Origin of the sequence: Bradyrhizobium betae (genome assembly GCF_008932115.1) — a bacterium.
Lineage (GTDB): Bacteria > Pseudomonadota > Alphaproteobacteria > Rhizobiales > Xanthobacteraceae > Bradyrhizobium > Bradyrhizobium betae.
In genome coordinates this window covers 2,124,919-2,151,084 of record NZ_CP044543.1, presented here as the reverse complement: position 1 = coordinate 2,151,084, position 26,166 = coordinate 2,124,919, and the positions used below count along the sequence as shown (strand labels likewise).

The 26,166-nt window shown below is 65.8% G+C and carries 27 protein-coding genes; 16 read left to right on the top strand and 11 right to left on the bottom strand.

Annotated features, from left to right (window positions below):
• Nucleotides 1-75: 75 nt before the first annotated feature.
• Nucleotides 76-594, bottom strand: coding sequence for a DUF6101 family protein (locus tag F8237_RS10295; protein WP_151644282.1), 519 nt, complete (start codon nt 592-594; stop codon nt 76-78).
• A gap of 276 nt (nt 595-870) precedes the next feature.
• Here F8237_RS10295 and F8237_RS10290 point away from each other — a divergent pair, with 276 nt between their 5' ends.
• Genes F8237_RS10290 through lpxK form a run of 6 tightly spaced genes read left to right on the top strand, consistent with a single transcriptional unit; the run spans nt 871 to nt 6,405 of the window.
• Nucleotides 871-2,262 carry a TldD/PmbA family protein gene (locus tag F8237_RS10290; protein WP_151644280.1) on the top strand — a complete coding sequence of 464 codons (1,392 nt, stop codon included), beginning with the start codon at nt 871-873 and terminating at the stop codon, nt 2,260-2,262.
• Nucleotides 2,249-3,064 carry a 3'(2'),5'-bisphosphate nucleotidase CysQ gene (locus tag F8237_RS10285; RefSeq protein ID WP_151644278.1) on the top strand — a complete coding sequence of 272 codons (816 nt, stop codon included), beginning with the start codon at nt 2,249-2,251 and terminating at the stop codon, nt 3,062-3,064. Before F8237_RS10290 ends, F8237_RS10285 begins: the two co-directional genes overlap by 14 nt.
• A 58-nt stretch (nt 3,065-3,122) precedes the next feature.
• Nucleotides 3,123-3,365, top strand: a complete 243-nt coding sequence (locus F8237_RS10280; RefSeq protein ID WP_151644276.1) for a DUF4170 domain-containing protein — start codon at nt 3,123-3,125, stop codon at nt 3,363-3,365.
• The gene (locus F8237_RS10275; RefSeq protein WP_151644274.1) at nt 3,362-4,075 is read left to right on the top strand and encodes a lysophospholipid acyltransferase family protein; all 714 of its coding nucleotides are present in this window, start codon (nt 3,362-3,364) and stop codon (nt 4,073-4,075) included. Before F8237_RS10280 ends, F8237_RS10275 begins: the two co-directional genes overlap by 4 nt.
• On the top strand, nt 4,038-5,396 hold the full coding sequence (locus tag F8237_RS10270) for a 3-deoxy-D-manno-octulosonic acid transferase (protein WP_151644272.1): 1,359 nt from the start codon (nt 4,038-4,040) through the stop codon (nt 5,394-5,396). The genes F8237_RS10275 and F8237_RS10270 overlap by 38 nt, the downstream gene beginning before the upstream one ends.
• Nucleotides 5,389-6,405, top strand: a complete 1,017-nt coding sequence (gene lpxK, locus F8237_RS10265) for a tetraacyldisaccharide 4'-kinase (RefSeq protein ID WP_151644270.1) — start codon at nt 5,389-5,391, stop codon at nt 6,403-6,405. The genes F8237_RS10270 and lpxK overlap by 8 nt, the downstream gene beginning before the upstream one ends.
• A gap of 241 nt (nt 6,406-6,646) precedes the next feature.
• Here the strand turns inward: lpxK and F8237_RS10260 are convergent, their stop codons facing one another.
• A complete protein-coding gene (locus tag F8237_RS10260; RefSeq protein WP_151644268.1) occupies nt 6,647-6,874 on the bottom strand; it encodes a DUF2093 domain-containing protein in 228 nt (75 codons plus the stop codon).
• A 194-nt stretch (nt 6,875-7,068) separates the two neighbouring features.
• Between F8237_RS10260 and F8237_RS10255 the strand changes: the two genes are divergently transcribed.
• Entirely contained in the window at nt 7,069-7,893 is an 825-nt protein-coding gene (locus F8237_RS10255) for a dienelactone hydrolase family protein (protein WP_162005977.1), read from the top strand.
• Nucleotides 7,894-8,003: 110 nt separating this feature from the next.
• Nucleotides 8,004-8,153, top strand: coding sequence for a hypothetical protein (locus F8237_RS36315; protein ID WP_015688590.1), 150 nt, complete (start codon nt 8,004-8,006; stop codon nt 8,151-8,153).
• A gap of 327 nt (nt 8,154-8,480) precedes the next feature.
• Here F8237_RS36315 and xseA read toward each other — a convergent pair whose 3' ends face one another.
• Nucleotides 8,481-10,121 carry an exodeoxyribonuclease VII large subunit gene (gene xseA / locus F8237_RS10245; RefSeq protein ID WP_151644264.1) on the bottom strand — a complete coding sequence of 547 codons (1,641 nt, stop codon included), beginning with the start codon at nt 10,119-10,121 and terminating at the stop codon, nt 8,481-8,483.
• Nucleotides 10,122-10,240: 119 nt separating this feature from the next.
• Between xseA and F8237_RS10240 the strand changes: the two genes are divergently transcribed.
• The 3 genes from F8237_RS10240 (at nt 10,241) to F8237_RS10230 (ending at nt 12,268) form a co-directional block, all read left to right on the top strand.
• The gene (locus F8237_RS10240; RefSeq protein ID WP_162005976.1) at nt 10,241-11,251 is read left to right on the top strand and encodes an alpha/beta hydrolase; all 1,011 of its coding nucleotides are present in this window, start codon (nt 10,241-10,243) and stop codon (nt 11,249-11,251) included.
• Nucleotides 11,252-11,414: 163 nt separating this feature from the next.
• Complete coding sequence (locus F8237_RS10235; RefSeq protein WP_151644262.1) at nt 11,415-11,969, top strand: Asp23/Gls24 family envelope stress response protein; 555 nt, start codon at nt 11,415-11,417, stop codon at nt 11,967-11,969.
• Entirely contained in the window at nt 11,969-12,268 is a 300-nt protein-coding gene (locus tag F8237_RS10230) for a winged helix-turn-helix domain-containing protein (RefSeq protein ID WP_151644260.1), read from the top strand. The genes F8237_RS10235 and F8237_RS10230 overlap by 1 nt, the downstream gene beginning before the upstream one ends.
• 744 nt (nt 12,269-13,012) lie before the next feature.
• Here the strand turns inward: F8237_RS10230 and F8237_RS10225 are convergent.
• Nucleotides 13,013-13,270 carry a hypothetical protein gene (locus F8237_RS10225; RefSeq protein WP_151644258.1) on the bottom strand — a complete coding sequence of 86 codons (258 nt, stop codon included), beginning with the start codon at nt 13,268-13,270 and terminating at the stop codon, nt 13,013-13,015.
• A 287-nt stretch (nt 13,271-13,557) separates the two neighbouring features.
• Entirely contained in the window at nt 13,558-14,532 is a 975-nt protein-coding gene (locus tag F8237_RS10220) for a CarD family transcriptional regulator (protein ID WP_151644256.1), read from the bottom strand.
• A gap of 232 nt (nt 14,533-14,764) precedes the next feature.
• On the opposite strand from F8237_RS10220, the gene purD reads away from it, so the two are divergent.
• Nucleotides 14,765-16,048, top strand: a complete 1,284-nt coding sequence (gene purD, locus F8237_RS10215) for a phosphoribosylamine--glycine ligase (RefSeq protein WP_151644254.1) — start codon at nt 14,765-14,767, stop codon at nt 16,046-16,048.
• Between the two features lie 209 nt (nt 16,049-16,257).
• The gene (locus F8237_RS10210) at nt 16,258-17,163 is read left to right on the top strand and encodes an alpha/beta fold hydrolase (RefSeq protein WP_151644252.1); all 906 of its coding nucleotides are present in this window, start codon (nt 16,258-16,260) and stop codon (nt 17,161-17,163) included.
• A 146-nt stretch (nt 17,164-17,309) separates the two neighbouring features.
• Here the strand turns inward: F8237_RS10210 and F8237_RS10205 are convergent, their stop codons facing one another.
• Complete coding sequence (locus F8237_RS10205; protein WP_151644250.1) at nt 17,310-17,768, bottom strand: nucleoside deaminase; 459 nt, start codon at nt 17,766-17,768, stop codon at nt 17,310-17,312.
• Between the two features lie 119 nt (nt 17,769-17,887).
• On the opposite strand from F8237_RS10205, the gene F8237_RS10200 reads away from it, so the two are divergent.
• Together F8237_RS10200 and rsmD are read left to right on the top strand one after the other, a co-directional pair.
• Nucleotides 17,888-20,011: a pseudouridine synthase gene (locus F8237_RS10200; RefSeq protein ID WP_162005975.1), complete on the top strand. Its 2,124-nt coding sequence runs from the start codon at nt 17,888-17,890 to the stop codon at nt 20,009-20,011.
• 2 nt (nt 20,012-20,013) lie between these two features.
• Nucleotides 20,014-20,568, top strand: coding sequence for a 16S rRNA (guanine(966)-N(2))-methyltransferase RsmD (gene rsmD, locus F8237_RS10195; protein ID WP_151644246.1), 555 nt, complete (start codon nt 20,014-20,016; stop codon nt 20,566-20,568).
• Nucleotides 20,569-20,658: 90 nt separating this feature from the next.
• On the opposite strand, the gene mutL is transcribed toward rsmD, so the two are convergent.
• A complete protein-coding gene (mutL, locus tag F8237_RS10190) occupies nt 20,659-22,470 on the bottom strand; it encodes a DNA mismatch repair endonuclease MutL (RefSeq protein ID WP_151644244.1) in 1,812 nt (603 codons plus the stop codon).
• 239 nt (nt 22,471-22,709) lie between these two features.
• Here mutL and F8237_RS10185 point away from each other — a divergent pair, with 239 nt between their 5' ends.
• A complete protein-coding gene (locus tag F8237_RS10185; protein WP_151644242.1) occupies nt 22,710-23,018 on the top strand; it encodes a ribbon-helix-helix domain-containing protein in 309 nt (102 codons plus the stop codon).
• A gap of 152 nt (nt 23,019-23,170) precedes the next feature.
• Here F8237_RS10185 and F8237_RS10180 read toward each other — a convergent pair whose 3' ends face one another.
• From F8237_RS10180 to F8237_RS10165, 4 genes are read right to left on the bottom strand one after another with little or no spacing between them, the layout of a single operon-like run.
• Nucleotides 23,171-24,739: a GMC family oxidoreductase gene (locus F8237_RS10180; RefSeq protein ID WP_151644240.1), complete on the bottom strand. Its 1,569-nt coding sequence runs from the start codon at nt 24,737-24,739 to the stop codon at nt 23,171-23,173.
• 30 nt (nt 24,740-24,769) lie between these two features.
• Nucleotides 24,770-25,318: a gluconate 2-dehydrogenase subunit 3 family protein gene (locus tag F8237_RS10175; protein ID WP_151644238.1), complete on the bottom strand. Its 549-nt coding sequence runs from the start codon at nt 25,316-25,318 to the stop codon at nt 24,770-24,772.
• A 35-nt stretch (nt 25,319-25,353) separates the two neighbouring features.
• A complete protein-coding gene (locus F8237_RS10170; protein ID WP_151644236.1) occupies nt 25,354-25,749 on the bottom strand; it encodes a VOC family protein in 396 nt (131 codons plus the stop codon).
• On the bottom strand, nt 25,750-26,136 hold the full coding sequence (locus tag F8237_RS10165; protein ID WP_162006363.1) for a c-type cytochrome: 387 nt from the start codon (nt 26,134-26,136) through the stop codon (nt 25,750-25,752). It lies immediately after the preceding gene.
• Between the last annotated feature and the right edge of the window lie 30 nt (nt 26,137-26,166).

Here is a 26,166-nt window from a genome sequence, read left to right as displayed (position 1 = left end):
GCCGTGCCCACCATCCATCCAGGACTGTGACTGCAAAGGTGGGCACGCTTTCGCTTTGCCCACCCTACGGCACCTTTAGTTTCTTGCGATGATCTCGCGTTCGCCTTGATGAACCGACAGCTCGCGCGCCATGGCGACGCGGCGACGCATCAAAAATTTCGGACGGCGGGCGCGGATCGCATTGCAGCGGCGGCGGCGCGGCGCCGGCTTGCGGGCACCTTCGTCGAGCTGCGGAAGCGCGAACAGCTCGCTCCAGATCGCCCAGGCCTCGGCCAGTTCGTCGCCATCGGCGCTGACCAGCAGCGGAACGGAGAGCGAGGGATCGCGATGCACGAGGACGAGGGTCTGCGCCTCGTCGTTGCCGCGGAGCGCGACGCCGGTGAAGTCGCTGACGCGGACGTTGATCGCCATCCGCATGCCGCGAACCGCACGGCGCAGCACGACGCGTTCGCGATGAAGCTCGATTTGCCGTGTGTATCCGTCGGCGCGCGGATCATGCGCATCGAAGCGGACCGGAAGGGAAAGGGGGTCGAGCCGCAGGCTGCGGCCCGACCCGGCGGGAGCGATCCCGCTTGTTGCTGTTTGACGCCTCACGGCTTTAGTTCTCCCCGCCAGGATTATGTTCCCGGTCGATGTGAGGACCTTAGCGCGCGGCCTTCGGAAACCGCTTAAAAAGGCTGGTTAATCCAGCGTCACCGCCGCTCATGATTGACAAGACCTTGGCGCACATGATTGACGAGACGTTGCGCCGAAGCCGCGAATCTGAGCCTCTTTCGGGCTGAAAATGCTTGAAGTCCGCACCATCAGGGCACATCTGGTGTTCAGGGCCGCTCTCGCCCCGAAACCTCCCGCCGCAACAGGATTTCGTTTGTGAACCCTTCACCAAGCTCGACGCTTTCGTCCAAAGCCAATCGCGACCTGTTCGACCAGTCCGCGCTCTCCGATCTCGCGCAGCGGCTGGTCGAGGCGGCCAGGCGCGCCGGCGCCGATGCGGCCGATGCGGTCGCGGTGCGCGGCATCTCGCAAGGCGTCGAGGTGCGCGACGGCCGCGTCGAGGAATCCGAACGCTCCGAGGGCGACGATGTCGGCCTGCGCGTGCTGGTCGGCCAGCGCCAGGCCGTGGTCTCCACCAACGACGCCAGCGGAGATGCGGTGACCAAGCTTGCCGAGCGTGCCGTGGCGATGGCGCGCGTGGCGCCCGACGACAAATATGTCGGCCTCGCCGATCCCGCGCTGCTGGCGCGCAACTTCCCCGATCTCGATCTGCTCGATCCCGATGTGCCCGCGACCTCCGAGCTCGAGCGCCGCGCGCTCGAGGCCGAAGCCGCCGCACTCGCCGTCAAGGGCGTGACCAAGTCCGGCGGCGCCTCGGCCTCGGCCGGGATGGGCGGCATGGTGCTGGTCACCTCGACCGGTTTCCACGGCTCCTATCTGCGGTCCAGCCAGGGTATCTCGGCGACCGCGATCGTCGGTGAAGGCACCGGCATGGAGCGCGACTACGACTTCACCTCGGCGCCGCATGGTGCCGATCTGCTGTCGCCGGAAGTGGTCGGCCGCTCCGCCGGCGAGCGCACCGTGGCGCGTGCCAATCCGCGCAAGGTCGAGACCTGCAAGGTGCCGGTGGTGTTCGATCCCCGCGTTGCGGGCTCGCTGGTCGGCCACGTCGTCGGCGCCATCAACGGCGCCTCGATCGCGCGCAAGACCAGCTTCCTGAAGGACAAACTCGGCCAGCAGCTGTTCGCCAAGAACATCCGCATCATCGACGATCCCCTGCGCAAGCGCGGCCTGCGCTCGCAGACGTTCGACGCCGAGGGCGTTGCCGTCAGGAGGACCGCGCTGATCGACGAGGGCGTGCTGACCACCTGGCTGCTTGACTGTGCCACCGCGCGTGAGCTCGGCCTCACCACCACCGGCCACGCCCATCGCGGCGTCTCGTCTTCGCCCTCGCCGGGGCCGTACAATCTGCATCTCGAGCCCGGCATCCCGACGCCGGCCGAGCTGATCGCCGACATCAAGCAGGGCTTCTACGTCACCGACCTGATCGGCTCCGGCGTCAATGGCGTCACCGGCGATTACAGCCGCGGCGCCTCCGGCTTCTGGATAGAGAACGGCGAGCTCACCTATCCCGTCAGCGAGGTGACGATCGCCGGACATCTGTTCGAGATCTTCAAATCGATGCAGCCGGCGAACAATCTGGAGTTCCGCTACGGCGTCAATGCGCCGACGGTGCGCATCGAGGGTTTGACACTTGGCGGACGTTGACGCGCACGCTCTCCAAACCATCCTGACGCGCGACGCGGCGCTGCTGCAAGACACGGTGCGGGAGGCAGGCGCGCTTGCGCGGTCGATGTTCCGCACCGAACTGAAGACATGGACCAAGGGCGCGTCCTCGCCGGTGTCGGAAGCCGACATCGCCGTCAATGATCTGCTCGAAGCGCGCCTGCGCTCGGCCACGCCGGACTACGGCTGGCTGTCCGAGGAGAGCGCCGATGATTCGAGCCGGCTGTCGCGGCGGCTGACATGGATCGTCGATCCCATCGACGGCACCCGTAATTATCTGGGCGGCCACGACGAATGGTGCGTCAGCGTCGCGCTGGTCGAGGATGCCGCGCCGGTGCTGGCCGCCGTGTTCGCGCCCACGACCGACGAGTTCTTCTTCGCGGCGCGCGGCCGGGGCACGACGCTCAACGGTAAGGCCGTGCGGGCGGCGGCCGGATCCGCGCTCGACTTCTCCCGCGTCGCCGGCCCGAAGCCGATGGTCGAGCGGCTCCACACCTCGGGCGGCGACATCAAGCTGCATCCGCGAATCGGTTCGCTGGCGCTGCGCCTCTGCCGGGTCGCCGATGGCGTGCTGGATGCGGCTTTTGCGGGCGGCAACAGCCATGATTGGGACCTTGCGGCGGCCGATTTGATCGTGCAGGAAGCGGATGGTAGGATGAGCGACCTCTCCGGAGACCCCATCCTCTATAACCGCAGGGAAGTTACGCACGGGGTGCTGGTGGCAGCGGGACGCGATCGTCATGCGAGCATTGTCGCGCATTTTCGAGATCGTCCCTTGCCCTGAAGCGCGTCCGTAGCTTTTCGAACACTGCTTTGCCGGGCAGCCCGTTAGGAACAGAACCATGCCAGATAGTGCCCCGCAACAACTGCTGCATCTCGTCATCGGAGGCGAACTGCTCGATCTCGAGCACAACACCTTCAAGAACCTCGACGACGTCGAGGTCGTCGGCCTCTATCCGAATTATGCGGCGGCCCACGCCGCCTGGCGCGCCAAGGCGCAGAGCACGGTCGACAACGCCCAGATGCGCTATTTCATCGTCCATCTCCACCGGCTGCTCGACCCGAATCAAGAACCGGCGCGTTGAAAAAACTGCTTCGCAACACGCTGCGGAGCAGCTTTGTCCAACGCGCCGTCGGGATCCTGGCGGCCGAATATCTGCGCCTGGTCTGGCGGACCAACAAATTCACGTTCGATCCGCCTGATGTCTATGACCGCGTCGAGCCGCAGATCCCGGCGATCTTCGCCTTCTGGCACGGCCAGCATTTCCTCACCCCCTTCATCAAGAACAAGGACTGGTACAAGGCCAGGGTCCTGATCTCCCGCCACCGCGACGGCGAGTTCAATGCGATCGCCGCCGAGCGGCTCGGCATCGGCACCATCAGAGGCTCCGGCGACCATGGCGGCGCCTTCCACCGCAAGGGCGGCGTCGGCGCCTTCAAGGAAATGGTGCGGACGCTCCAGGACGGTTGTAATGTCGCGCTGACCGCCGATGTCCCCAAGCGCTCGCGCGTGGCCGGGCTCGGCATCATCATGCTGGCACGGGAATCGGGGCGGCCGATCATGCCTTTCGCGATGGCGACCAGCCGCTTCATCCGGCTCAAGAACTGGGACCGCACCACCATCAACCTGCCGTTCGGGCGGGGCGCATTGGTCGGCATCAAGGAAATTCACGTTCCCGCGGATGCCGACGCCGCGACGATGGAAGCCCTGCGGCTCGAGCTGGAAGAGACCTTGAACGAGGCGACCCGCCGCGCCTATGCGCAACTCGGCCGCCCGGGACCCGAAGATGGCTAATTCGCTGCCAGGATCGCTGCCACGAGCGCTGCCGATGACGCTGCGGATGTATCGGCGCCTGGCATCAGGCCTGGTGCCGCTCGCGCCTGCGCTGATCAAGCGGCGGCTGAAGCAGGGCAAGGAAGACCCCGCGCGCGTCGGCGAGCGGCGGGGCCTGTCCCGGGACGTACGGCCGCATGGTCCGCTGGTGTGGATCCACGGCGCCAGCGTCGGCGAGGTGCTGGCCGCGGCCGCGCTGATCGAGCGCCTGCGCGATCTCAATCTGCGCATCCTGCTGACCTCGGGCACCGTCACCTCGGCCGCCGTGGTGGCGAAACGCTTTCCGCCCGACGTCATCCATCAATACGTGCCGTATGATTCCCCGCGCTACGTCGCGCGCTTCCTCGACCATTGGAAGCCGTCGCTGGCGCTGTTCATCGAATCCGATCTGTGGCCGAACCTGATCCTGGCGGGCGCGACGCGCCGCCTGCCGATGGTGCTGATCAACGGCCGGATGTCGCCGCGCTCCTACCCGCGCTGGCGGCGGATGTACGGCACCATCTCGGCGCTGCTGTCGCGGTTCGACATCTGCCTCGCCCAGTCGAAGACCGATGCCGAACGCTTCTCCGCGCTCGGCGGCCGCGACGTCTTCACCACCGGCAACCTCAAGCTCGACGTATCAGCACCGCCGGCCGATCCGGCCAAGCTCGAACGGCTGATGGCGATGACGCGGGGACGGCCGATCATCGTCGCCGCCTCGACCCATCCGGGCGAGGACGAGATGCTGGTCGCGGCGCATCGCAGCCTGGTCGGGTTCTTCCCGCAGCTTCTGACCGTGATCGTGCCGCGGCATCCGGATCGCGGCTCCCAGATATCGGGCCTGGTCACGGCCTCCGGCCTCAAGCCCGCCTTGCGCTCGCGCGACGAACATCCCGCCGCGACCACCGATGTCTACATCGCCGACACCATGGGCGAGCTCGGCCTGTTCTACCGGCTCTCGCCGGTCGTGTTCATGGGAGGATCGCTGATCCGCCACGGCGGACAGAATCCGATCGAGGCGATCAAGTTAGGCGCCGCCATCGTCCATGGTCCGCACGTCTTCAACTTCGCCGACGTCTACGAGGCGCTCGACAACAGAGGCGGTGCGCGCCAGGCCGACACGCAGGAGGCGCTGGTCAAGCAGCTCGGCCTGTTGCTGGCCGAGCCCACGGTGCGCGACAAGATGCAGCACGCCGGCTCGAACGTGGTCGAGGAGCTCGGCGGTGCGCTCAATCGCACCATGACCGCGCTCGAACCCTATCTGCTGCAGCTGCGGATCGAGATGGGGGCCGCCAATGCGTGAGCCGGCCTTTTGGTACCGGCCGCGTTCCCCGCAATCCCTTGTCCTCAGCCCGCTCGGCGCACTCTATGGCGCCATCACCGCGCGCCGCATGGCGCGCGAGGGCGTCGACGCCGGCATCCCCGTGATCTGCGTCGGCAACTATCATGTCGGCGGTGCCGGCAAGACGCCGACCGTGCTGGCGCTGACGAAGCTGTTGCGCGAGCTCGGCGAGACCCCGGTGGTGCTCAGCCGCGGCTATGGCGGACGCCTGAACGGCCCGGTCATGGTTGACCGGATGCGTCACATTGCGGCCGATGTCGGCGACGAGCCGCTGATGATGGCGCGCGACGTCCCGGTCGCGGTCGCGCGCGATCGGCTCGAAGGCGTCGCGCTCGCCAAATCACAGGGCGCCACCGTGGTCCTGATGGACGACGGCTTCCAGAACCCGCGCCTGTTGAAAGATGCCTCGCTGATCGTGATCGACAGCGAGCGCGGCATCGGTAACGGCAAGGTGTTTCCCGCAGGTCCCCTGCGCGCGCCGCTGCAGGCGCAGCTCGCGCGCACCGACGCGCTGGTGCTGATCGGCGACGGCCATGCCGCCAACGATGTCGCGGCCGAGATCGCCAAGCGCAACAAGCCGGAGCTGCGCGCGCGCCTGAAGCCGGATGCGGTCTCGGTCGCGCAGCTCTCGGGCAAGCGGGTCCTGGCCTTCGCCGGCATCGGCGATCCCGAGCGCTTCTTCCGCAGCTTGCGCGCCTGCGGCCTCGATGTCGCGCGCACGCAACCCTTCGCCGACCACCACATGTTTTCGCAGGGCGAGATCGCCGCGCTCGCAGCCGAGGCGAAAGCCGAAGAGCTCACGCTGGTGACGACGGAAAAAGACCTTGCGCGCCTGCGCGGCAGCGAGGGATTGCCTGACGGCATCGTGCCGTTCGCGGTGCAGCTCGAATTCGACGACCCCGCCAAGCTGCGCCAGCTGATCAGCGATCATCTCTACAAGGCGCGCGAGCGGCGGTTCAGCAGAAGGTGATTTCGCGTGGTCTCGTAGGGTGGGTTAGCCCTGCGACTGCGCGAAGCGCAGTTGCCGGGCGTAACCCACCAACTTCGTTCGGCATTTGCTGAGGGATGGTGGGTTACGCCGAGCAGATGCGCTGCTCACATCTGCAGGGCTAACCCACCCTACGGCACCAGCCATTCAGACGACATTCATCGCGAGACTCTTACTGATCTGACGCGATCAGGAGACTTCGATGCAACAACGGCCGGCGCCCTTAAGCCTGCGGCTTCGGCGCGCCCGGGAAATGCCGCTGCAGCACGGCGGCCGGCGTGGCGTAGGCCTCCTGCAGGTCCACGCTCCAGTACTTCAATTCGTCGAGCGGTATCCGCGTGTCGGTGATCGCGCAGCGCACATAGGTCCCCGGCGAGATCACGCGGAAATCGCCGTCGAGATATTGCACCTGCGCCTCGCCGCTGCCCGAGGGGCCGAACTTGTTCAGCACGGTCGAAAGTCTCCGTGGAAGGCCGCGTCCAGGCAAACCCTGGAGGGCACGATGTGTTGGACGGGATGTAGCATAGATAGGGTGGCTTGTCCGCCCGGTAAACCCACCGGTTTGTGATGTTTTGCCGCCGTTTCCGCATGATAGTGCTTCGCCCGAAGGGGGGCTGGTTCCGGCACCTCCGACCGCGGAGTCCGATGCGCCTTCGATCGACCGTCCTGTTCCTGATGCTGCTGATGTCGGCGGCGCGCGCAGCGCCGGCGCCGCAGCAGGTCGACATTCCCCTGGCATCGGGCGTGCTGCATGCGCAGCTCTACAAGCCTGAAGGCGAGGGGCCGTTTCCGACCGTGATCGCGCTGCACGGCTGCGGCGGCCTGGGTAGCCATTCCGATACCGTCCTGCCGCGCTATCGCGACTGGGCCGAGCGGCTGCTCAAGGCGGGCAACGCCGTGCTGCTGCCCGACAGCTACGGCTCGCGCGAGCTCGGGCCGCAATGCCGCGTCAAGGAGATGCGCGTCAAGGCGCGGCGCGAGCGCGTCACCGACATCGCGGCCTCGCGCGCCTGGCTGATGAAGCAGGCCTGGGTGGCGCGCGACCGCGTCAGCCTGATCGGCTGGGCCAATGGCGCCAGCGCGCTGCTCTGGGCGGTGCGGCCGCAGAGCGCGGCGCGCGATGCCGGCCCGGATTTTCGCGCGGCGATCGCGTTCTATCCGGACTGCCGGATCTCCGCCGGTCTCGGCTGGAGCGCGCGGGTGCCGACGCTGGTGCTGATCGGTGCCGATGACGACGTGTCGTCGCCGCCGGCCTGCCGCCAGATGGTGGACGGCGCGCGCGGCCGCAGCGCGCTCACGCGCATCGTGGTCTATCCCGGCGCCTATCACGATTTCGACCGCGCCAACACGCCGCTGCATGCCGCTGCCGGCAGCAGCGATGCCGCAGCGCCCGAGCACGGTCATCTCGGCTCCGATGCGGTCGCCCGCGCCGACGCGCAGCAGGAAGTTTCGCAATGGCTGGCGCGGTGATGATGGTTTCGTAGCGAGCCCGACCGGGATTCTACGGGCTCCGCGCCAAACCGGTTTCAGCGCGTGACAACGCCTTAGTTCGACCACGATGTCGATTAAACGCAAGCCTCATGCGCAACCGCTTCGCCCTGTTCTCCTCCGCACTGATCGTCTTCACCGTCGCGATCTTCCTGTTCGAAGCCCACGCCGGCGCGCCCATGCAGGCGCCCGAGCATTGCGGCTTCTGGACCACGATCGACGCGGGATTGTCTTGCCGGTAGAGCACACCAATCCATCACCGTCACCCTGAGGTGCTCGCCTCTTCGGCGAGCCTCGAAGGGCGACGGCCCGGCTGCATCTCGGCCACTCATCCTTCGAGGCTCCCCTTGCGATGCGATCGCATCGCAAGCCTCGCACCTCAGGATGACGGGTTTGATACACGCGCGCGCCACACCCTCGCTGTCATCGCCCGGCCGGTGCGCAATTGCGCACCAGGACCGGGCGATCCAGTACGCCGAGGCGGTAGTGATTGAATCGATAGGCCGCGGCGTACTGGATTCCACGCCTGCGCGGGGAATGACAGAGAGCGTGCAGCGCGGCCATCGCGCCTAAAATAAAGTGCCTTGATCCACCGGCTTGCCCACGCGCTTCGGCGCGGCCTTTCCGTCCTGCGCGGCAGCCTTCGCCTGCGCTGGCGCGCGCTTGGTCGCCGGCGCCGGGCGATCCGCATCCGTTGTCGCGCCCACACGTCCATCCGCGAACTCGATCTCGACCCGTGCGCCGGGCCCGATCGCATCCGCCGCATGCACGGGATGCCCCGCCTCGTCGCGCACCAGCGCAAAGCCGCGCGCGAGCACGCCGCGATAGGACAGCGCGGCGAGCAGCTTGCCGCTGGCCTCGACGCGCGCATCCAGCCGCTGCAGCAGCGTCGCCAGCGCGCGCCCCGCGCGCTCGCCGAGGCGCTGCGTACGCTCGCGCTGGCGGCCAATCGCATTGCGCTGCGCCTGCGCGTTGGCAAGCTTCGAAGCGCGCAGCCGCACCTCGAGCCCCGCAAAACGATCGCGCCGCTGCCGCAGCAAGGAGCGCGCGGACAGGCCAAGCCGCTCACCGCACACCGTGAGCCGGTGGTCGGCCTGCGAGATCTGGCCGTGCAGCACCCGCAGCGTCAGCTTGCCGCTCGCCGCGGTGAACCTGCGGAAATGCGCGTGCGTGTTGGCCTTCAGCCCGCGCGGCAGCGACGCGCCCGCTGAATCCAGCCGCTGCCGCGGGATCGCCAGCAGATCGCCGGCCGACGGCAGCGCGCGCGCGGCGGCCCGCAACTCGTTGCGGCGGCTCTCATGGGCGCGCATCCAATAGGCATGTGTGCGCCGCCCGAGATCGGCGACCTCGACGAACAGATCGCTGCGCACCGGCACCGCCATCTCGGCCGCGGCCGTCGGCGTCGGCGCGCGCTTGTCGGCGACGAAGTCGATCAGCGTGATGTCGGTCTCGTGCCCCACCGCCGAGATCAGCGGGATCATGCTCTCGCTTGCTGCGCGCACCACGATCTCCTCGTTGAACGACCAGAGATCCTCCAGCGAGCCACCGCCGCGCGCGACGATCAGCACGTCCGGCCGCGGAATTTTGCCGCCCTCGGGCAGCGCGTTGAAGCCGCGAATCGCGGCCGCGACCTGCTCGGCCGAGCCTTCGCCCTGCACCTTGACCGGCCACACCAGCACGTGGCGCGGAAAGCGGTCCTCCAGCCGGTGCAGGATGTCGCGGATCACGGCGCCGGTCGGCGAGGTCACCACGCCGATCACCTCGGGCAGCCACGGCAGCAGCTGCTTGCGCGCATCGTCGAACAGGCCCTCGGCGGCGAGCTTCTTCTTGCGCTCCTCCATCAGCGCCATCAGCGCGCCGATGCCGGCCGGCTCCAGCGCCTCGATCACGATCTGGTACTTCGAGGAGCCCGGATAGGTCGTGAGCTTGCCGGTGGCGATCACCTCGAGCCCCTCCTGGGGCTTGAAGCGCATCCGCCCGTGCACGCCCTTCCAGATCACCGCCTCGATCTTGGCGCTCTCGTCCTTGAGCGCGAAATAGCAATGGCCGGAGGAATGGGCGCCGCGGAAGCCGGAGATCTCGCCGCGAACGCGGACATGGCCGAACGCGTCCTCGACCGTCCTCTTCAGGGACTGGGAGAGCTCGGAAACGGTGAATTCGGGGGCGTTGAGCAGGGGTTCCGCGGGCGGCATCGGCAAACGATTCGGCATGTTGGGGTCAGACCCGACGTTAAGGATTTTCGCCGCGCGGCGCCAATCCAAGGATTGATATGGAGAGTGCACTGTGATATAGAGTTCTCTATTGATGTTGCATCGAGGGAGATCGAGCCATGGCGATCCGGTTGCTGCGCGGCATGTTCAACGGACTGAAATGGGCCCTGTGTGCGGTCGGCGCCGTCGCGCTGGTCCTGGCCGCGATGATCGCGACGCCGCTGCAGCGGCCGCCCGAGATGCGGTCGGTCTCCGACTCATCCAAGGGCATCGACTGGTCGACGCTGCCGCCACTCGAGCGCTTCCAGGCCCGCGACGGCACCTGGATCGGCTTCCGCCATTACGCGGCCAGCGGACCCGCGACCGGCCGCGGCGCGATCTTCATTCATGGCTCCTCCGGCTCCAGCGGCACCGTCAACCACGCGCTGACCCATGCGATGTCAGCGCGCGGGGTCGAGACCTGGGCGCTCGACATCCGCGGCCACGGCGGCTCCGGCACGCGCGGCGACATCGGTTATGTCGGCCAGCTCGAGGACGACCTCGTCGATTTCGTCGCCGAGGTGCGCAAGACCGCGCCGGATCTGCCGCTGACTCTCGTCGGCCACTCCGCCGGCGGCGGCTTCGCGCTGCGCGTCGCCGCGACGCCGATCATGCAGGACATGTTCGTGCGCACCGTGCTGCTCGCGCCCTATCTCGGCTACGATGCGCCGACCAACTGGCCTAACAACGGTGGTTGGGTCAGTGCCGACATTCCGCGCTTCCTCGGGCTCGCCGCGCTGCGCAAGCTCGGCATCGATTGCTGCTCGCAGCTCCCGGTGCTGGCCCTCGCGGTGCGCCCGAACATGGAGAAGATCCTCGTCTCCACCTACTCCGATCGCCTGATGCGCAATTACGCGACGCGCGGCTATCGCCTCGATCTGCCGGCCGTGACGCACCCGATGACGATCTTCGGCGGCACCGAGGACGAGATGATGATCTCCGACAAATATGCGGAGACCGTGCAGGCGATCAAACCGTCGGTCGACGTCAAGCTGCTCGACGGCATCAACCACATGGGCATCGTCACCAACCCGAAGGCGGTCAACGCAATCGCCGAGGACGTCGCCACGCGCGGGGCAGGGCAGTCATGATGCGGCCAGCTGGCGGCATGCCATGCGCATACCGGAGCGGCTTGCCTGCGCTGCCACTGAGCCTCATCCTGAGGAGACCGCGAAGCGGTCGTCTCGAAGGACGAGGCGCTTGCTCTGCTGCTACCGCGCATAACCAGCCAGCCCAGCACCTGAAAGAGCCGCCATGATCGACAGCAAGGAAGCATCCGCAGCGCTGGCCGACATCGACGACATCGTCCAGCGCGTGAAGCAATCGCAGCTCTATGAGCTGGCGAGCCTCGCCGCGATCTGGTGGGGCATATTGGTGTTCGCCGGCAACCTCGTCACCTGGCTCTGGCCGATGTACGCGGTCTACGCCTGGCCCGCTGTCGATATCGTCGGCGTCATCGGCCTCGTCGCGCTGCGCCTGCTCAATCCGCCGCATCACCCGCGCGGCTCCGGCTTCGACGTCAGGCTTGTTCTGGTCTTCGCGTCCTTCTTCGCCTTCGGCACGCTCTGCACCAATGTCATCGGCCATTTCGGCCCGCGCCAGCTCGGGGCCTTCTGGCCGCTCTACTTCATGCTGTTCTACACGCTGGCGGGTCTCTGGTTCGGCTATGCTTTCGTCGCGATCGGCCTCGGCATCTCCGCGCTGACATTGATCGGCTTCTTTTATATCGGCGAGGCATTCCCGCTCTGGATGGCCTTCGTCAACGGCGGCGGCCTGATCCTCGGCGGCCTCTGGATGCGGCGGATCTGATGGCCGAGCTCGACGACATCATCCACCAGCCGTTGCGGCTGAAGATCATGGCGGCGCTGAACGCGCTACCGGCGACCGCAGGCCTGGAATTCGCGCGGCTGAAGAAGCTCACCGGCGCCACCGACGGCAACCTCGGAGCGCATATCGAGACGCTGGCCAAGGCGGGTTACGTCTCGGTGGAGAAGGCGTTCGTGGGGAAGAAGCCGCAGACCACGGTGACTGCGACGGCCGCAGGGCGCGGGGCTTTCGCGCGGCATGTGGCGACGTTGCAGGAGATTATTGCGGGGCGGCAGGTTTAGCTCGCGCCGAAGCATCACCGATTATTCCGTCATCCTGAGGTGCGAGTGGCGCGATGCAACAGCATCGCGCCGGGAGCCTCGAAGGATGAACGGCCCCGCTGCAGCAGCCGGGCCGTCGCCCTTCGAGGGCCGCTGAAGGAGCGGCCACCTCAGGGTGACGGTCTCAGGCTGTCACGATCGGCGACATGGTAGGATGGGTTGAGCCCTGGTGAAACCCATCGCTTTCGCATTCCCGCTCTCCGTTTTCGCGCCTATCATCCGACTGCAAGTGACGATGAGTTGCGGTTGGCGCTCGGTCGGCCAACTTTACGGACGCTTCGAGGGACATGTGCGATGGGTTTCGCAAGGGCTCAACCCATCCTACGGGCTAACATCGCTTTCGCCAACGACGGCCTTGGCGAAATCAATCGGATGCTGATTCAAGAAATCTGCCCACGAGAAGTGTAGCCCCAACCCCTGGTATGCAAAACGGAATCCCGATGATTCCAGATTGTGCATTGCATTTCACATGACGTTTCCTCAAAAATGCAATAAGTTTCAACGAGATAAACCTTCTAACGATCCATAAAATTCATCAAGGCATCGAGTAGAACTTTGTCAGCGTCATACCAAAGGCAGCTTCAACTAATCCAAGCGTCTGCCGAGCGAGTTGCTGTTGAGTTGGCGGGCACTTTTCCGCGGTCAGACAGTGAGGGATTCCGGCCCATCCGCCCGACATCAACTGCGCTTTGGAAATTGGTGCACTCACCGTAACTCTAGGCGTGCTTGTCGCGCCGCATGCCATTTTTCTCGCGCCAACTTGGCCTCAGCAACGGCGGCAGTGAACGGCCCCCAATCGACCGTCCATTTCTTCTTGCTCCGCAGATGATGCTGGGCGAAAGCGCGGACGACGTGCCTGGAGAAGGCGGCTTCGCTGCAACCATTGATCTTGGTGAAGTGCCGGATCAGGCGCCGCTCGTCCGCCGTACTGAGCACGCCGATGTTGATCAGCACGCGCGTCATGCCCCAGTGCTGAATTGAATGGCACATCACGCAAATTGCGTTCACGGCGGTCAGCCGCGCTCGGCCTTTTCTTACCGTTTCGCTAAGCTTCCAGACTTCATGTCCATGAAGACGCCTTTTGCGATTGCCACAAATTGAGCATTGCCGGAGTCGGTCGCGCGTAGCTCGGCTCAGCTTGCGCCATCGGCCTTGCCCAAGACCTACTTTGTTGGACCTGAGGTTCATCTGCCAAAGCGGCTCCGGGACAAGCTCAACCCGTAGAACGAACCTCCTAGCCATGGTGCTGCTTATTCGGTGGACGCGGAGGGGCGCGAAAATTGGCGCTCGACCTCATTGGCCGCCGCCTCAATGTCCAGTCCGCGAGCAATCGCTACTTCCCTGGTGAATCTGTTCAAAACCGTTTGGTACATTTCCCCGCGCCGCAGCCATGGGCGCATCTCACGTAGAAGCCGGGCAAGCTCTAGTATGTCGCCAGACTCGATGCGCGCCGTGAGCTCAATCGTCTGCCCGCGCAGATCATCTTCGTAGCCGGTGAGTACGGAGAGCGCGGCGTCAATCTGTTCTGAGTCGGATATTTTGCGCATTCCGACATTTGCCACTTTGGCCGTGGGAACGCGTAGCGTCATGCCGTCTTCCGCAAAATTGATGACAAAAAGCTCTAACTCGGCGCCTGCAATAGTTTGTGTCTCGATGTCTAGAATCTGGCCGATGCCGTGCGCAGCATAGACAACGAATTCATTGACGGAGAAGCCGTTGCGCTCGCGCGCAGGCGGGGCCTCCACCATCACCTCCTCCTCAGCGTCCACCGCGGGCTTACTGCTCGCTTTCAAGAGCTGCTGGGCGTGTGCCTGTTCGCATAGCCCACGGAGCGTATGCACCATGTTCGCCACATGCTCTTTTGGGAGCGAGGCGGTGAGGCGCTGTGTGTGGGCCTGCCACTCCAAATCACCATGTGTGCAAGAGGGGGCACTGATGAAAACGGTGGTCTGCAATTCATCATTCTTACGGGTAACTAGAACCGCGCTCGCTTCGTAGTCTCGCACTGCGTTACGGTATTGTGCCTTTGCTAGGTAGCCGCCCAAGCACATTCCTGGAGAAACTTCGACCAGGAAGGGGGCAAGGAAATCGCTTCCTCGCGTACGCGTTGCGGCTTCCACCTCTTCGTTCCAGAGAGGTTCACCCCATTCGTCTACGGGCGGACTAGCTAATTGGACAACACCAAGGGGTATCGTTGTCCCGTTGCGTGACCAGCCGAACACCATCGCCCCCTCCCTTGTTCGGCCGCACGATATCCCTCCAGCAAGCGCAAGTCATGCAAGACGGAATCGGAGGGACTTCGAAGCGCCCATCTCAACGGGTCAGCGCATGGCTTGGCCCGATGGATTTCGGGCTTGCCACGCCCCCGAATGCCGGGGAGCCCGCCCCCACCCCCTTGAGCCCCACCCCGATTCATGCGACCTCCGCCCCAGCAAAACACCTCATTCTGAGCCTCTTATGCACATTCTCCTGCTCGGTTCCGGCGGCCGCGAACATGCTCTGGCGTGGAAGATCGCAGCCTCTCCCCTCGTGACCAAACTCTGGTGCGCGCCCGGCAATGCCGGCATTGCGCGGGAGGCGGAGTGCGTGGCGCTCGATGTGGCCGACCATGCGGCGGTGATCGACTTCTGCAAGACCAACGCGGTCGCGCTCGTGGTGGTCGGGCCGGAGACGCCGCTGGCGGCCGGCATCGTCGACGATCTCACCGCCGCCGGCATCAAGGCGTTCGGGCCGAACAAGATCCCCGCCCAGCTCGAAAGCTCCAAGGGGTTCACCAAGGCGCTGTGCACCGAGTTCGGTATTCCCACCGGCGCCTACAAGCGCTTCACCAATGCCGATAACGCGCGCGCTTATGTGCAGAGCCAGGGCGCGCCGATCGTGGTGAAGGCCGATGGGCTTGCCGCCGGCAAGGGCGTCGTCGTCGCCAAGACCGTGCGCGAGGCCGAGGACGCCATCGCGATGATGTTCGAGGGCGCGTTCGGCGAGGCCGGGGCTGAAGTGGTGATCGAGGAGTTTCTGGCCGGCCGCGAGATCAGCTTCTTTGCGCTGTGCGACGGCGAGACCGCGATTCCGCTGGCGTCCGCGCAGGACCACAAGCGCGTGTTCGACCACGATCTCGGCCCGAACACCGGCGGCATGGGCGCCTATTCGCCGACGCCGCTGGTGACGCCCGCGGTCCACGACGCGATCATGGCGAAGATCATCCTGCCGACCGTCGCGGGCATGAAGCAGCGCGGCACGCCGTTCCGCGGCATTCTCTATGCGGGGATCATGCTGACGACGCAGGGCCCAAAGCTGTTCGAGTTCAACGTCCGCTTCGGCGATCCTGAATGCCAGGTGCTGATGCTGCGCATGATGAGCGACATCGTGCCGGCGTTCCTGGCGTCATGCGATGGCCAGCTGAAGAATTTCGATCTGCGCTGGCATCCGGAGTCCGCGCTCACGGTGGTGATGGCGGCGAACGGCTATCCCGGCGACTACCAGAAGGGCACGCGCATCGAGGGGCTGGAGGAGGCCGCTGAGGTCGAAGGCGCCGAGATCTTCCATGCCGGCACCGTCGCAAAGGACGGCGCGATCCTCGCCAATGGCGGCCGCGTGCTCAATGTCTGCGCGCTAGGTGCGACCGTGACCGAGGCGCAGCGCCGCGCCTACCAGGCCGTCGACCGCATCCGCTGGCCGGAGGGTTTTTGCCGCCGCGACATCGGCTGGCAGGCGGTGGAAGCGGAGAAGGCGAAGGCTTAAGCTTGTCATTCCGGACGGCACGGGCAGGGCGCCGGTGAGGGATTGGCGAGACGGCGGAGCTCTCCCGACATCCCTCAAATGCACAATTGGTTGTTGGGGTTGGCGACCCCTCTGATAATACCGGTACCGTGCATGGGGTTGTTTTCGAACTCTTTGTTCGAGGCCCCCAAGGTTGGCCTAAAACGGGTTGACGCAAAAGGATGCAGAAGATGTCCGATCTCGCCGACCTCTATCCCGGCTTCGCCTCCGAATGGATCAACACCTCCTTCGGCCGCATCTTCGCCCGCGTCGGCGGCAGCGGCCCGCCGCTGCTGCTGCTGCACGGCTTCTCCGAGACCAACGTGATGTGGCACCGCGTCGCGCCTGAGCTCGCCGACAGGTTCACGCTGATCATCGCCGACCTGCCGGGCTATGGCTGGTCCGACATGCCCGAGAGCGACGCGCTGCACATCCCCTACAGCAAGCGCGCGATGGCCAAAGCGATGGTCGAGGCGATGGAGCAGCTCGGCCACGTCCACTTCGCGCTCGCCGGCCACGACCGCGGCGGCCGCGTGTCGTACCGCCTCGCGCTCGATCATCCCGGCCGGCTGTCGAAGCTCGCCGTGCTCGATATCCTGCCGACCTACAATTACTGGGAGCGGATGAACCGCGCCTACGCGCTGAAGATCTGGCACTGGACGTTTCTCGCCCAGCCCGCCCCGCTGCCGGAGACATTGATATCCAGCAACGGCGAGTTCTTCCTGCGCTTCAAGATGGCGAGCCAGACCAAGTCGAAGACGCTGGACGCGATCGACAAGCGCGCGCTCGAGCACTACATCGCCCCGTTCCGCGACCCTGCCCGCGTGCACGCGATGTGCGAGGACTACCGCGCGGGCGCGTATTTCGACTACGACCTCGACAAGGCCGATTTCGAAGCCGGCAAGAAGATCACCGTGCCGATGCTGGCCCTCTGGGGCAGCGCCGGCATCGCGCAAGCCGCCGCGACGCCGCTCGATACCTGGAAGCAATGGGCGACGAACGTGGAGGGCATGCCGGTGGACTCCGGCCATTTCCTCACCGAGGAAAACCCCGACGTCACCGCGAAGGCGCTGCGCGAGTTTTTCCTGGCAGGCTGAGTTGCGATGCTCACGCCGCACACTCAACTGTCATCGCCCGGCTTGACCGGGCGATCCAGTACGCCGAGACGGCAGTGATTGATCCGGGAAGCCGGTGTACTGGATGCCCCGGTCAAGCCGGGGCATGACAGCGCAGTGCGGAGCCGTCAGCGCCGCTCCCGAAAGAACTCCCGCAGCAGCCGCGCCGCCTCGCTCTCGCCGACCCCGGAATAGACATCGGGGACGTGATGGCAGGTCGGCGAGGTGAAGAACCGCACGCCCGACTCCACCGCGCCGCCCTTGGGGTCGGCCGCGCCGTAATAGAGCCGCCTCACCCTTGCAAAGGAGATCGCGCCCGCACACATGGTGCATGGCTCCAGCGTCACGTAGAGGTCGCAGTCGACCAGGCGCTCGCTGCCGATCTTTTTGGCGGCTTCGCGTAGCGCAATGATCTCGGCATGGCCCGTGGGGTCATGGTCGGTCAGCGTCCGGTTGGCGGCGGTGGCGATGACCTCGTAATTGCGGACCACCACGCATCCGATCGGGACTTCGCCCGCCTTTCCGGCATTTTCGGCCGTTTTGAGCGCCAAATCCATGAAAGAGGGGGCTTTCAAGCCTCGTATCATCCGAAGAAACCTGCTAGTAGCTGCGCCTTCAGCAGAAGTGCTTATCGAATTTGCCTGAGCATGCGGCTCGCAATGAGCGCGCGCAATGCTTTCCGGCCACCCCCTGAGTGAGATCATTCATGCCTCGCGACAGCGACAAAGACAACGATTCCCGCGGCCGGCGAGGCCCGTCCAGGGGAGGCCCGCCCAAGGGCCGCTCCGGCAAGCCGCGTGGTCCCGAGAAGAAATTCGCCAAGCGCGGCGAAGGCCGGGGCGACGCCCGTCCGCCCCGTGGCGACCGCGACAGCCGTCCGTTCCGCCCTCGCGCGGACGGCGATGCCCCGCGCCGCGACTTCGGCGACCGGCCGAAATTCAAGCGCGACGACCGTCCCCGCGAGGATCGCGGCGAGCGCAGCTTCAAGCCGCGTGGCGACCGCCCGTTTTCGGATCGCTCCTCGCGCGATGGCGAGAAGCGGCCGTTCAAGCCGCGCGGTGATCGTCCGTCCTACGGCCGTGACGGCCGTCCGCCGCGCCGGGACCGTGATGATTCCCGCCCAGCCGGCCGGACCGGTGACAGAAAGTTCGGCGACAAGAAGCCCTATGCGCCGCGCGGCGACCGCCCGGAACGCAAGTTCGACGGCGAGCGGAAGTTCTCGCGGGGCGCACCCGATCGCGGGCCGCGCGAAGATCATGGCGAGCGCAGTTTCAAGCCGCGTGGAGATCGCCCGAATTTCGATCGCGGTGATCGCGCGCCGCGTGGCGACCGTCCGGAGCGCAAGTTCGACGGCGAGCGAAAGTTTTCGCGCGGCGCACCGGATCGCGGGCCGCGCAAGGAATTTGGCAAGGATTTCGGCGGTCGTGACCGCGGCGGGGACAAGCCCTGGCAAAAGCGCGAAGGCGGCGAGGACCGGCCGCGTTTCCAGCGTTCGCGCGACGATCGCCCCTCGGGCGCTCGTCCGTTCCGCGAGCGTCCGAAATTCGATCGTCCCAAATTCGATCGTCCCCGCGACGACCGTCCCAAGTTCGATCGGCCCCGTCGCGACGGCGAAGGTGACCGCGGTGGCGACCGTCCGAAATTCAGCCGGCCGCGCGAGCGCTCCGAGGGGCGTTCCGACTGGCACGAGCATCCGCGCAACGAAGGTGGCTTTGGCGATCGTCCGCGCCGTGAAAACGAGGATGAGAGCCGGATATTCGAGAAGCGTCCCGCGTTCGGCGGCCGCGGCGCCTATCGCGAGCGCGATCGTGATTTCGATCGGCGTCCGCGCCGGGAAGAAGAACCGAAGCCGAAGAAGGCCGGCGAGCGCATCGCCAAGGTGCTGTCGCGCGCGGGTCTCGCCTCGCGGCGCGATGCCGAAGAGATGGTCACGCAGGGCCGCGTCACCGTCAACGGCCGCGTCATCAACTCGCCGGCGCTCGACATCACGCCGAACGATGTCGTCACCATCGATGGCAAGCCGTTGCCGGAGCGCGAGCGCACCCGGTTGTTTCTCTACCACAAGCCGCGCGGCCTGATGACGACGCATGACGACCCGGAAGGGCGTCCGACCGTGTTCGACAATCTGCCCGAAGGCCTGCCGCGTCTGATCTCGGTCGGCCGGCTCGACTTCAACACCGAAGGCCTGCTGCTGCTCACCAATGACGGCGGCCTCGCGCGCACGCTCGAATTGCCCGACACCGGCTGGCTGCGCCGCTATCGCGTCCGCGCCCATGGCGACGTCACCCAGGCGCAGCTCGACGAGCTCAAGAACGGCGTCGAGATCGAGGGCGTCAAATATGGCCCGATCGACGCGACGCTGGAGCGCGACCAGGGCGCCAATGTCTGGCTGGTGTTCGCGATCCGCGAAGGCAAGAATCGCGAAGTTCGCAACGTCTGCGCCCATCTCGGGCTCGAGGTGAACCGGCTGATCCGCGTCTCCTACGGCCCGTTCCAGCTCGGCGAGGTCCCCGAGGGTCAGGTCGAGGAGATCAAGTCCCGCGTGCTGCGTGACCAGCTCGGCGACAAGATCATCGAGAAGTCGGGTGCGCAGTTCGACGTGCCGCAGAAGTCTGCCTCGACTGGCGAAGATGGCGCACCGCGCGAGAAGAAGCCCGCCAGCAAGCGCGACGTGATCAACGATCGCAAAGGCCGCCGCGTGCTGGTGCAGCGCACCGGCAGCGAGGAAGCGCGCGAGCGCAACGAGGCCGAGGCGAGCGGCTACGGTCCGCCGCGCCGTCCCAAGCGCGGCTATCACGGCAAGCGCGACCTGACGCCGAAGGAGGACTAGGGTTGCGCGTCGTCGGCGGTCGCTTGAAGGGGCGCAATCTGGCCTCACCGTCCTCGCGCGACATCCGCCCCACGGCGGACCGCCTGCGCGAGTCCGTGTTCAACATCCTCGTGCACGCCTATGAGGATCCGATCCAGGACGCGCGCGTGCTCGATCTCTTCGCCGGCACCGGCGCGCTCGGCATCGAGGCATCCTCGCGCGGGGCGAAGTTCGTGCTGTTCGTCGACAACGGCGCGGAGGCGCGCGCTCTTTTGCGTAACAATGTCGAGTCGCTTGGCCTTGGCGGGGTGACGAAAGTCTATCGCCGCGATGCGGCCGATCTCGGACCGGCGCATCCCGTCGAGCCGTTCTCGCTGGTGTTTCTCGATCCGCCCTATGGCAAGGGTCTTGCGGATAAGGCGCTCGCAAGCTTGCGCGACGGCGGCTGGCTGACGCCGGGTGCGCTGCTCGTTGTCGAGGAAGCAAAGGCTGCGCAGTTCGCGACGCCGGATGGCTTCGAGGAATTGGAGCGGCGCGCGTACGACGACACGGAATTTGTGTTTTTGAAGAGGCCGTAGGATGGGTAGAGCGAAGCGAAACCCATCGTCTCACCGCGTGGCTGGAATTGATGGGTTTCGCTTCGCTCTACCCATCCTACGCGACCGAAACTACCGCCGCCCGAACAGCTTCTCCACATCGGACAGCTTCAGCTCGACATAGGTCGGCCGGCCGTGATTGCACTGGCCGGAGTTGGGCGTCTCCTCCATCTCGCGGAGCAGCGCGTTCATCTCCTCGGGCCGCAGCCTGCGGCCGGCGCGCACCGAGCCGTGGCAGGCCATGGTCGCCGCGACGTGCATCAGGCGGCGCTCCAGCGGCAGCGCCTCGTCCCATTCGGCCATGTGCTCGGAGAGATCGCGGAGCAGCCCGCCCGCATTGGTCTTGCCCAGCAGCGACGGCGTTTCGCGCACCGCGACCGCACCGGGGCCGAAGGATTCGATGGCAAGGCCAAACGACGCCAGTTCCTCGCTGCGTTCCAGCAGGCGCTCGACCGTGGCCTCGTCCATCTCGACGATCTCGGGGATCAAGAGGATCTGCCGCTGCACGCCGTTAGCGGCCAGCGACGCCTTCAGCCGCTCGTAGACGATGCGCTCATGCGCGGCATGCTGGTCGACGATGATCAGGCCGTCGCGGGTTTGCGAGACGATGTAGGTCTCGTGGATCTGGGTGCGCGCGGCGCCGAGCGGACGGTCGACGAGGTCCGTCACCGGCTGCGTCTCGAACCTGATGTCGGCACTGGGCGCGCCGACATCGAACGCAGCCTGCGCGCGCTCGGCAAAGGCGGGTGCGGCCGATCCGTCGAATGTCGGCATCGGTGCGACCGGGGCGGATGGCGAAGCCCGCCAGTCCCAGCTTGCCGGGCGCGGCGTGAAGGCGGGCCGGAACGAGGACAATGCGCTCTCGCCGCTGTTGGCAGCGGTGCGCCGACCTTCGCGCGCGAGCGCCTCCTTCAAGCCGTGCACGATCAGCGCACGGACGAGGCCGGCGTTGCGGAAGCGCACCTCGGTCTTGGCTGGATGCACGTTGGCATCGACCTCGCGCGGATCGAGCGTGACGAACAGCGCCAGCACCGGATGGCGGTCGCGCGGCAGATAGTCGGCATAGGCCCCGCGCACCGCCCCCAGGATCAGCTTGTCGCGCACCGGACGGCCGTTGACGAAGAGATATTGCCCGAGCGCATTCGCCTTGGTCAGCGCCGGCGCTGCGGCATAGCCGGCGACCACGACGCCCTCGCGCTCGGCATGGACCTCGATGGCGTGGCTGCGGAATTCCGCGCCGAGGATGTCGCCGAGCCGTGTCAGCCGCCCGGCGGCGCCGGGTAGCGCCGCGGCCCAGGTCACCGGCGCGCGCTCCTCGCCGGCCAGCGTGAAGGCGACGTCCGGCCGCGCCATGGCGAGGCGCCGCACCACCTCACGGATCGCTTCCGCCTCGGTGCGGTCGGTCTTCAGGAATTTCAGCCGCGCCGGCGTCGCATAGAAGAGATCGTTGACCTCGACGCGGGTGCCATGGGCCAGCGCCGCCGGCATGATCTCCGATTTCTCGCCGCCCTCGACGCTAAGCGCCCAGGCATGCGGCTCGCTGGCATGCCGCGTCGTGATCGAGAGCCGCGCCACGGAGCCGATCGAGGGCAGCGCCTCGCCGCGGAACCCGAGGGTGCGGATCTGGAGCAGGTCCTCGTCGTCGAGTTTGGAGGTGGCATGGCGTTCGACCGCGAGCGCGAGGTCCTTCGCGGTCATGCCGCTGCCGTCGTCGGTGATGCCGATCCGGCGCCGCCCGCCACCGTCGGTGAAGACGTCGATCCGGCTCGCCCCGGCATCGATGGCGTTCTCGACCAGTTCCTTGACCACGCTCGCCGGACGCTCGACCACCTCGCCGGCGGCGATGCGGTTGACGATTTGCTCTGGCAATTGGCGGACGGGCATGGGCTTACGATTTGGATTCGCTGATGACGCTATTCTAGCCCGTGTTGCGTCAAAAGCATGTGCTGGGCAACAGCCGTGTGGCGCCCTGGGGAGAAGGGATGCCTATCGCATTGAAGACATTGGACGTTCGAGAAAATCGTGCATCGGGGGCAGGCCAATCTCGGGTTACCGTCCCGATTGTGAGCTGCCGGGCTGCGGTGTAGCATTGTGAAAAAACGGCAACAGGACGGGAGGACGCCATGTGCCATCTCTTCGCGCATCAGCCCCAACGCGACTACGAATCCCAGACCAGATCCTTGCGGATCGGCGGACACTGCACGTCGATCCGGCTGGAAATGGCGTTCTGGGACACGCTGGAGGAGATCGCGGCCAAGGAGAACATGAGTGTCGGCAAGTTCCTGACCACGCTCTACACCGAGGTGCTCGACCATCACGGCGAGGTCAACAATTTCGCCTCGCTGCTGAGGTGCTCCTGCCTGATCTATCGCTCGAAGACGATGGCGTCGGTGCAGGAGTTCAAGGCGCCCATCCTCGATGCGGCCGAGTAGCCCCGCTGTCATTGCGAGGAGCCCGCGACAAAATTGCGAAGCAATTTTGCGCTGGTGCGACGAAGCAATCCAGAATCTTTCCGCGTCGGCAGTCTGGATTGCTTCGCTTCGCTCGCAATGACGGAGGAGAGAGCGGTTTTCCTATCTCCCCCTCAAATCTCCTTCTTCTGCATCGCCCCGGCGATGTAGTCCGCCTGCCGGATCGCGAGCGCGACGATGGTCAGCGTCGGGTTGCAGGCCGCGCCGCTGGTGAACTGGCTGCCGTCGGAGACGAACAGGTTCTTGACGTCGTGGCTCTGCCCGAACTTGTTGACGACACCGTCGCGCGGCTTCTCGCTCATCCGGTTGGAGCCGAGATTGTGCGTGCTCGGATAAGGCGGCGTGGGATAGGTCACGGTGGCGCCGACGGCGTCATAGACCGCCGCGCCCTGCTTGTAGGCGTGTGCCCGCATCGCGATGTCATTGGGATGATCGTCGTAGTGCACGCTCGCGACCGGCTGTCCGAACTTGTCCTTCACGACAGGATCGAGCGTGATGCGATTGGTCTCCTGCGGCATGTCCTCGCCGACCAGCCACATGCCGGCCATCCTGGGATAACCGTCGAGTGCTGCGGTGAACGGGCGGCCCCAGGCGCCGGGATTGAGGAACGCCGCCATGAAGGGCAGTCCGAGCGACAGCGTCTCCATCTCGTAGCCGCCGACGAAGCCGCGCTTCGGGTTGTTGGCGGCCTCGTCGCGGATGATGCCGGCCATGGTGGTGCCGCGATACATGTGCACCGATTTCTCGAACACGGCGTAGACGCTGCCGGTCATGTGCCGCATGTAGTTGCGGCCGACCTGGCCGGATGAATTGCCGAGGCCGTCGGGGAACATGGTCGAGGCGCTGTTGAGCAGCAGCCGCGGGCTTTCGATCGAATTGCCGGCAACCGCGACGATGCGTGCTTTCTGGCGCTGCATCGCCCCGGTCTCGTCGGCGTAGACCACGCCGGTGACCTTGCCGCTGGCGTCATGCTCGATCTTGACCGCCATGCTGCCGGGACGGACCTCGAGATTGCCGGTCGCCTCGCCCTTGGGGATCTCGGTGTAGAGCGTCGACCATTTCGCGCCGGATTTGCAGCCCTGGAAGCAGAATCCGATCTGCTGGCAGGCGCCGCGGCCGTCGCGCGGCTGGCTGTTGATCGCCATGTTGCCGGTGTGCACGGTCTTGTAGCCGAGCTTCTTCGCGCCGGCCTCCAGCACCTTGAAGTTATTGTTGCCGGGAAGTCCGGGTATGCCGTTGGTGCGGGTCACGCCCATCTTGTTCTCGGCCTTGGCGTACCACGGCTCGATCTCCGCGAGCGTCACCGGCCAGTCCAGCAGGTTGGCGCCGGCAATGTTGCCGTAAGTGCTCTTCACCTTGAACTCGTGCTCGTCGAAGCGCAGCGACGCGCCGGCCCAGTGTGTGGTCGAGCCGCCGACCGCCTTGACGATCCAGGCCGGAAGACCCGAAAAGTCCTTCGCGACACGCCAGTTGCCCGATGTGGTGCGGGCATCGGTCCAGGCCAGCTGGGAAAAACTCTCCCACTCGTCGTTGACGAAGTCCTGGTTCTCGATGCGCGGCCCGGCCTCGAGGATGACCACCTTGACGCCCTTCTGCGCGAGCTCGTTGCCCAGCGTGCCGCCGCCGGCACCGGAGCCGACGATCACCACAGCGCTGGAGTCGTTCAGATCGAATTTTGCCATATGCGTTCTCCTGAACCGTTGGGGTGGCCTTTAGGCCTTGGGCAGCCAGTCGATGTCGGCGAAGCCGCGGTTGATGTAGCCGCCGTGTTCGGCGGAGGAGCCCTCGTAGCCGAACCGCGGCCAGACCTCTTTCTGATTGTAGAGCGAGACGACGAGGTCGCCGCGCACCTTCTGGAAGAAGTCGCTCTGCTCGATCTCCTTCAGCAGCACGACGCGATCGGCTTCCCATGGCACCTCGGCGTAAGGGACCTTGTGGCGATCCCGCGCGTTCTGATCGAGCCGCGTGACGCCGTCGCTGATCAGCGACTTGACGGCGGGATCCTTGGCCGCCTTGCCGTCCCACGGCTTGATTGCGGTGATGTAGTAGCTGTCGCCGAGCACATCGTGCGGATAGATGTCGCGCGCGACCTTCAGCAATGTCTTCATCGTTGCCGGTGACAGCGTGCCGGCCTCATCGGCCCAGGCGCCTTCGATGCTGACGGCGACGCTGGCAGCGACGGCCGCGACCGGCACGGCGGTTGCCGCGCCCTTGAGAAAGACGCGGCGGCTGTGCTTGCTTCGACGATCGACTTCTCTCATGGTTTCCTCCGTTGATTTTGATTTTTTGATTTTGGTTAGTTGAAACGTCCGCCCCGCTGGATCACCTCGATCTTGTAACCATCGGGATCGCTGACAAAGAAAAAGCGCGCCAGCGTCTTGCCGTCGTGCTTGAAGTCGCGCAGCGGCCCAGGCGCAAGCTTCTCGCGTTCGAAGCGGGCATGTTCGGCGTCGAGATCCTCGACCACCACGGCGAGGTGGCCGTAGCCGTCACCGAGCGCGTAAGGCTCCTTGCGATCGAAATTGACCGTCAGCTCCACCTCGAAGGGTGACGACGGATGACGCAGGTAGATCAGGGCAAAATCGGGAAACTTCAGATGGTCGGCGACTTCGAGGCCGAAGGCGCGTCTGTAAAAGTCCAGCGAGCGCGCCTCGTCGAACACGCGGATCATGGAATGAACAGGCTTTGCCATTCAGTTCTGCTCCTTCAGAAAGGCGATGATGGCGGCGCGCGTCTCCGGCTTGGCCTGCCGGTAGACCATGACGACGCCGGGAATGACGGCTTGCGGATTGGTCAGCCAGGCGTCGAGCTTCGTCTCGTCCCAGGCGAAGTCGGCTTTGGCCAGGTTCTCGGAATAGCGGAAGCCGTCGACCTTGCCGGCGGGTCGGCCCACGATCTTGACCAGCGGCGGGCCCTGCCGCATCGGCTCCGACGAGTTGATCGTGTGGCACACCGCGCATTGCTGCTTGAACAGAGTTGCGCCATCCGGCGGCCTTGCGGCCGGCAACGGCATCTGTGCGTCGGCAACCCGCACCACCAGCATCACCGCAGTGCACAATCCCAGCACGACCGCGCGCATCGACAAAAGCCCGCCCATCCACGTCAAATT

Bases quoted from the DNA above. Each gene is read 5' to 3' on its own strand.
- F8237_RS10175 (WP_151644238.1), bottom strand. From the start codon at position 25,318: ATGAGAGAAGTCGATCGTCGAAGCAAGCACAGCCGCCGCGTCTTTCTC.
- F8237_RS10170 (WP_151644236.1), bottom strand. From the start codon at position 25,749: ATGGCAAAGCCTGTTCATTCCATGATCCGCGTGTTCGACGAGGCGCGC.
- F8237_RS10210 (WP_151644252.1), top strand. From the start codon at position 16,258: ATGTCCGATCTCGCCGACCTCTATCCCGGCTTCGCCTCCGAATGGATC.
- lpxK (WP_151644270.1), top strand. From the start codon at position 5,389: ATGCGTGAGCCGGCCTTTTGGTACCGGCCGCGTTCCCCGCAATCCCTT.
- F8237_RS10165 (WP_162006363.1), bottom strand. From the start codon at position 26,136: ATGCGCGCGGTCGTGCTGGGATTGTGCACTGCGGTGATGCTGGTGGTG.
- F8237_RS36315 (WP_015688590.1), top strand. From the start codon at position 8,004: ATGCGCAACCGCTTCGCCCTGTTCTCCTCCGCACTGATCGTCTTCACC.
- F8237_RS10185 (WP_151644242.1), top strand. From the start codon at position 22,710: ATGTGCCATCTCTTCGCGCATCAGCCCCAACGCGACTACGAATCCCAG.
- F8237_RS10270 (WP_151644272.1), top strand. From the start codon at position 4,038: ATGCGCAACTCGGCCGCCCGGGACCCGAAGATGGCTAATTCGCTGCCA.
- F8237_RS10230 (WP_151644260.1), top strand. From the start codon at position 11,969: ATGGCCGAGCTCGACGACATCATCCACCAGCCGTTGCGGCTGAAGATC.
- mutL (WP_151644244.1), bottom strand. From the start codon at position 22,470: ATGCCCGTCCGCCAATTGCCAGAGCAAATCGTCAACCGCATCGCCGCC.
- purD (WP_151644254.1), top strand. From the start codon at position 14,765: ATGCACATTCTCCTGCTCGGTTCCGGCGGCCGCGAACATGCTCTGGCG.
- F8237_RS10220 (WP_151644256.1), bottom strand. From the start codon at position 14,532: ATGGTGTTCGGCTGGTCACGCAACGGGACAACGATACCCCTTGGTGTT.
- F8237_RS10280 (WP_151644276.1), top strand. From the start codon at position 3,123: ATGCCAGATAGTGCCCCGCAACAACTGCTGCATCTCGTCATCGGAGGC.
- xseA (WP_151644264.1), bottom strand. From the start codon at position 10,121: ATGCCGAATCGTTTGCCGATGCCGCCCGCGGAACCCCTGCTCAACGCC.
- F8237_RS10200 (WP_162005975.1), top strand. From the start codon at position 17,888: ATGCCTCGCGACAGCGACAAAGACAACGATTCCCGCGGCCGGCGAGGC.
- F8237_RS10235 (WP_151644262.1), top strand. From the start codon at position 11,415: ATGATCGACAGCAAGGAAGCATCCGCAGCGCTGGCCGACATCGACGAC.
- F8237_RS10225 (WP_151644258.1), bottom strand. From the start codon at position 13,270: ATGACGCGCGTGCTGATCAACATCGGCGTGCTCAGTACGGCGGACGAG.
- F8237_RS10205 (WP_151644250.1), bottom strand. From the start codon at position 17,768: ATGATACGAGGCTTGAAAGCCCCCTCTTTCATGGATTTGGCGCTCAAA.
- F8237_RS10180 (WP_151644240.1), bottom strand. From the start codon at position 24,739: ATGGCAAAATTCGATCTGAACGACTCCAGCGCTGTGGTGATCGTCGGC.
- F8237_RS10255 (WP_162005977.1), top strand. From the start codon at position 7,069: ATGCGCCTTCGATCGACCGTCCTGTTCCTGATGCTGCTGATGTCGGCG.
- F8237_RS10240 (WP_162005976.1), top strand. From the start codon at position 10,241: ATGGCGATCCGGTTGCTGCGCGGCATGTTCAACGGACTGAAATGGGCC.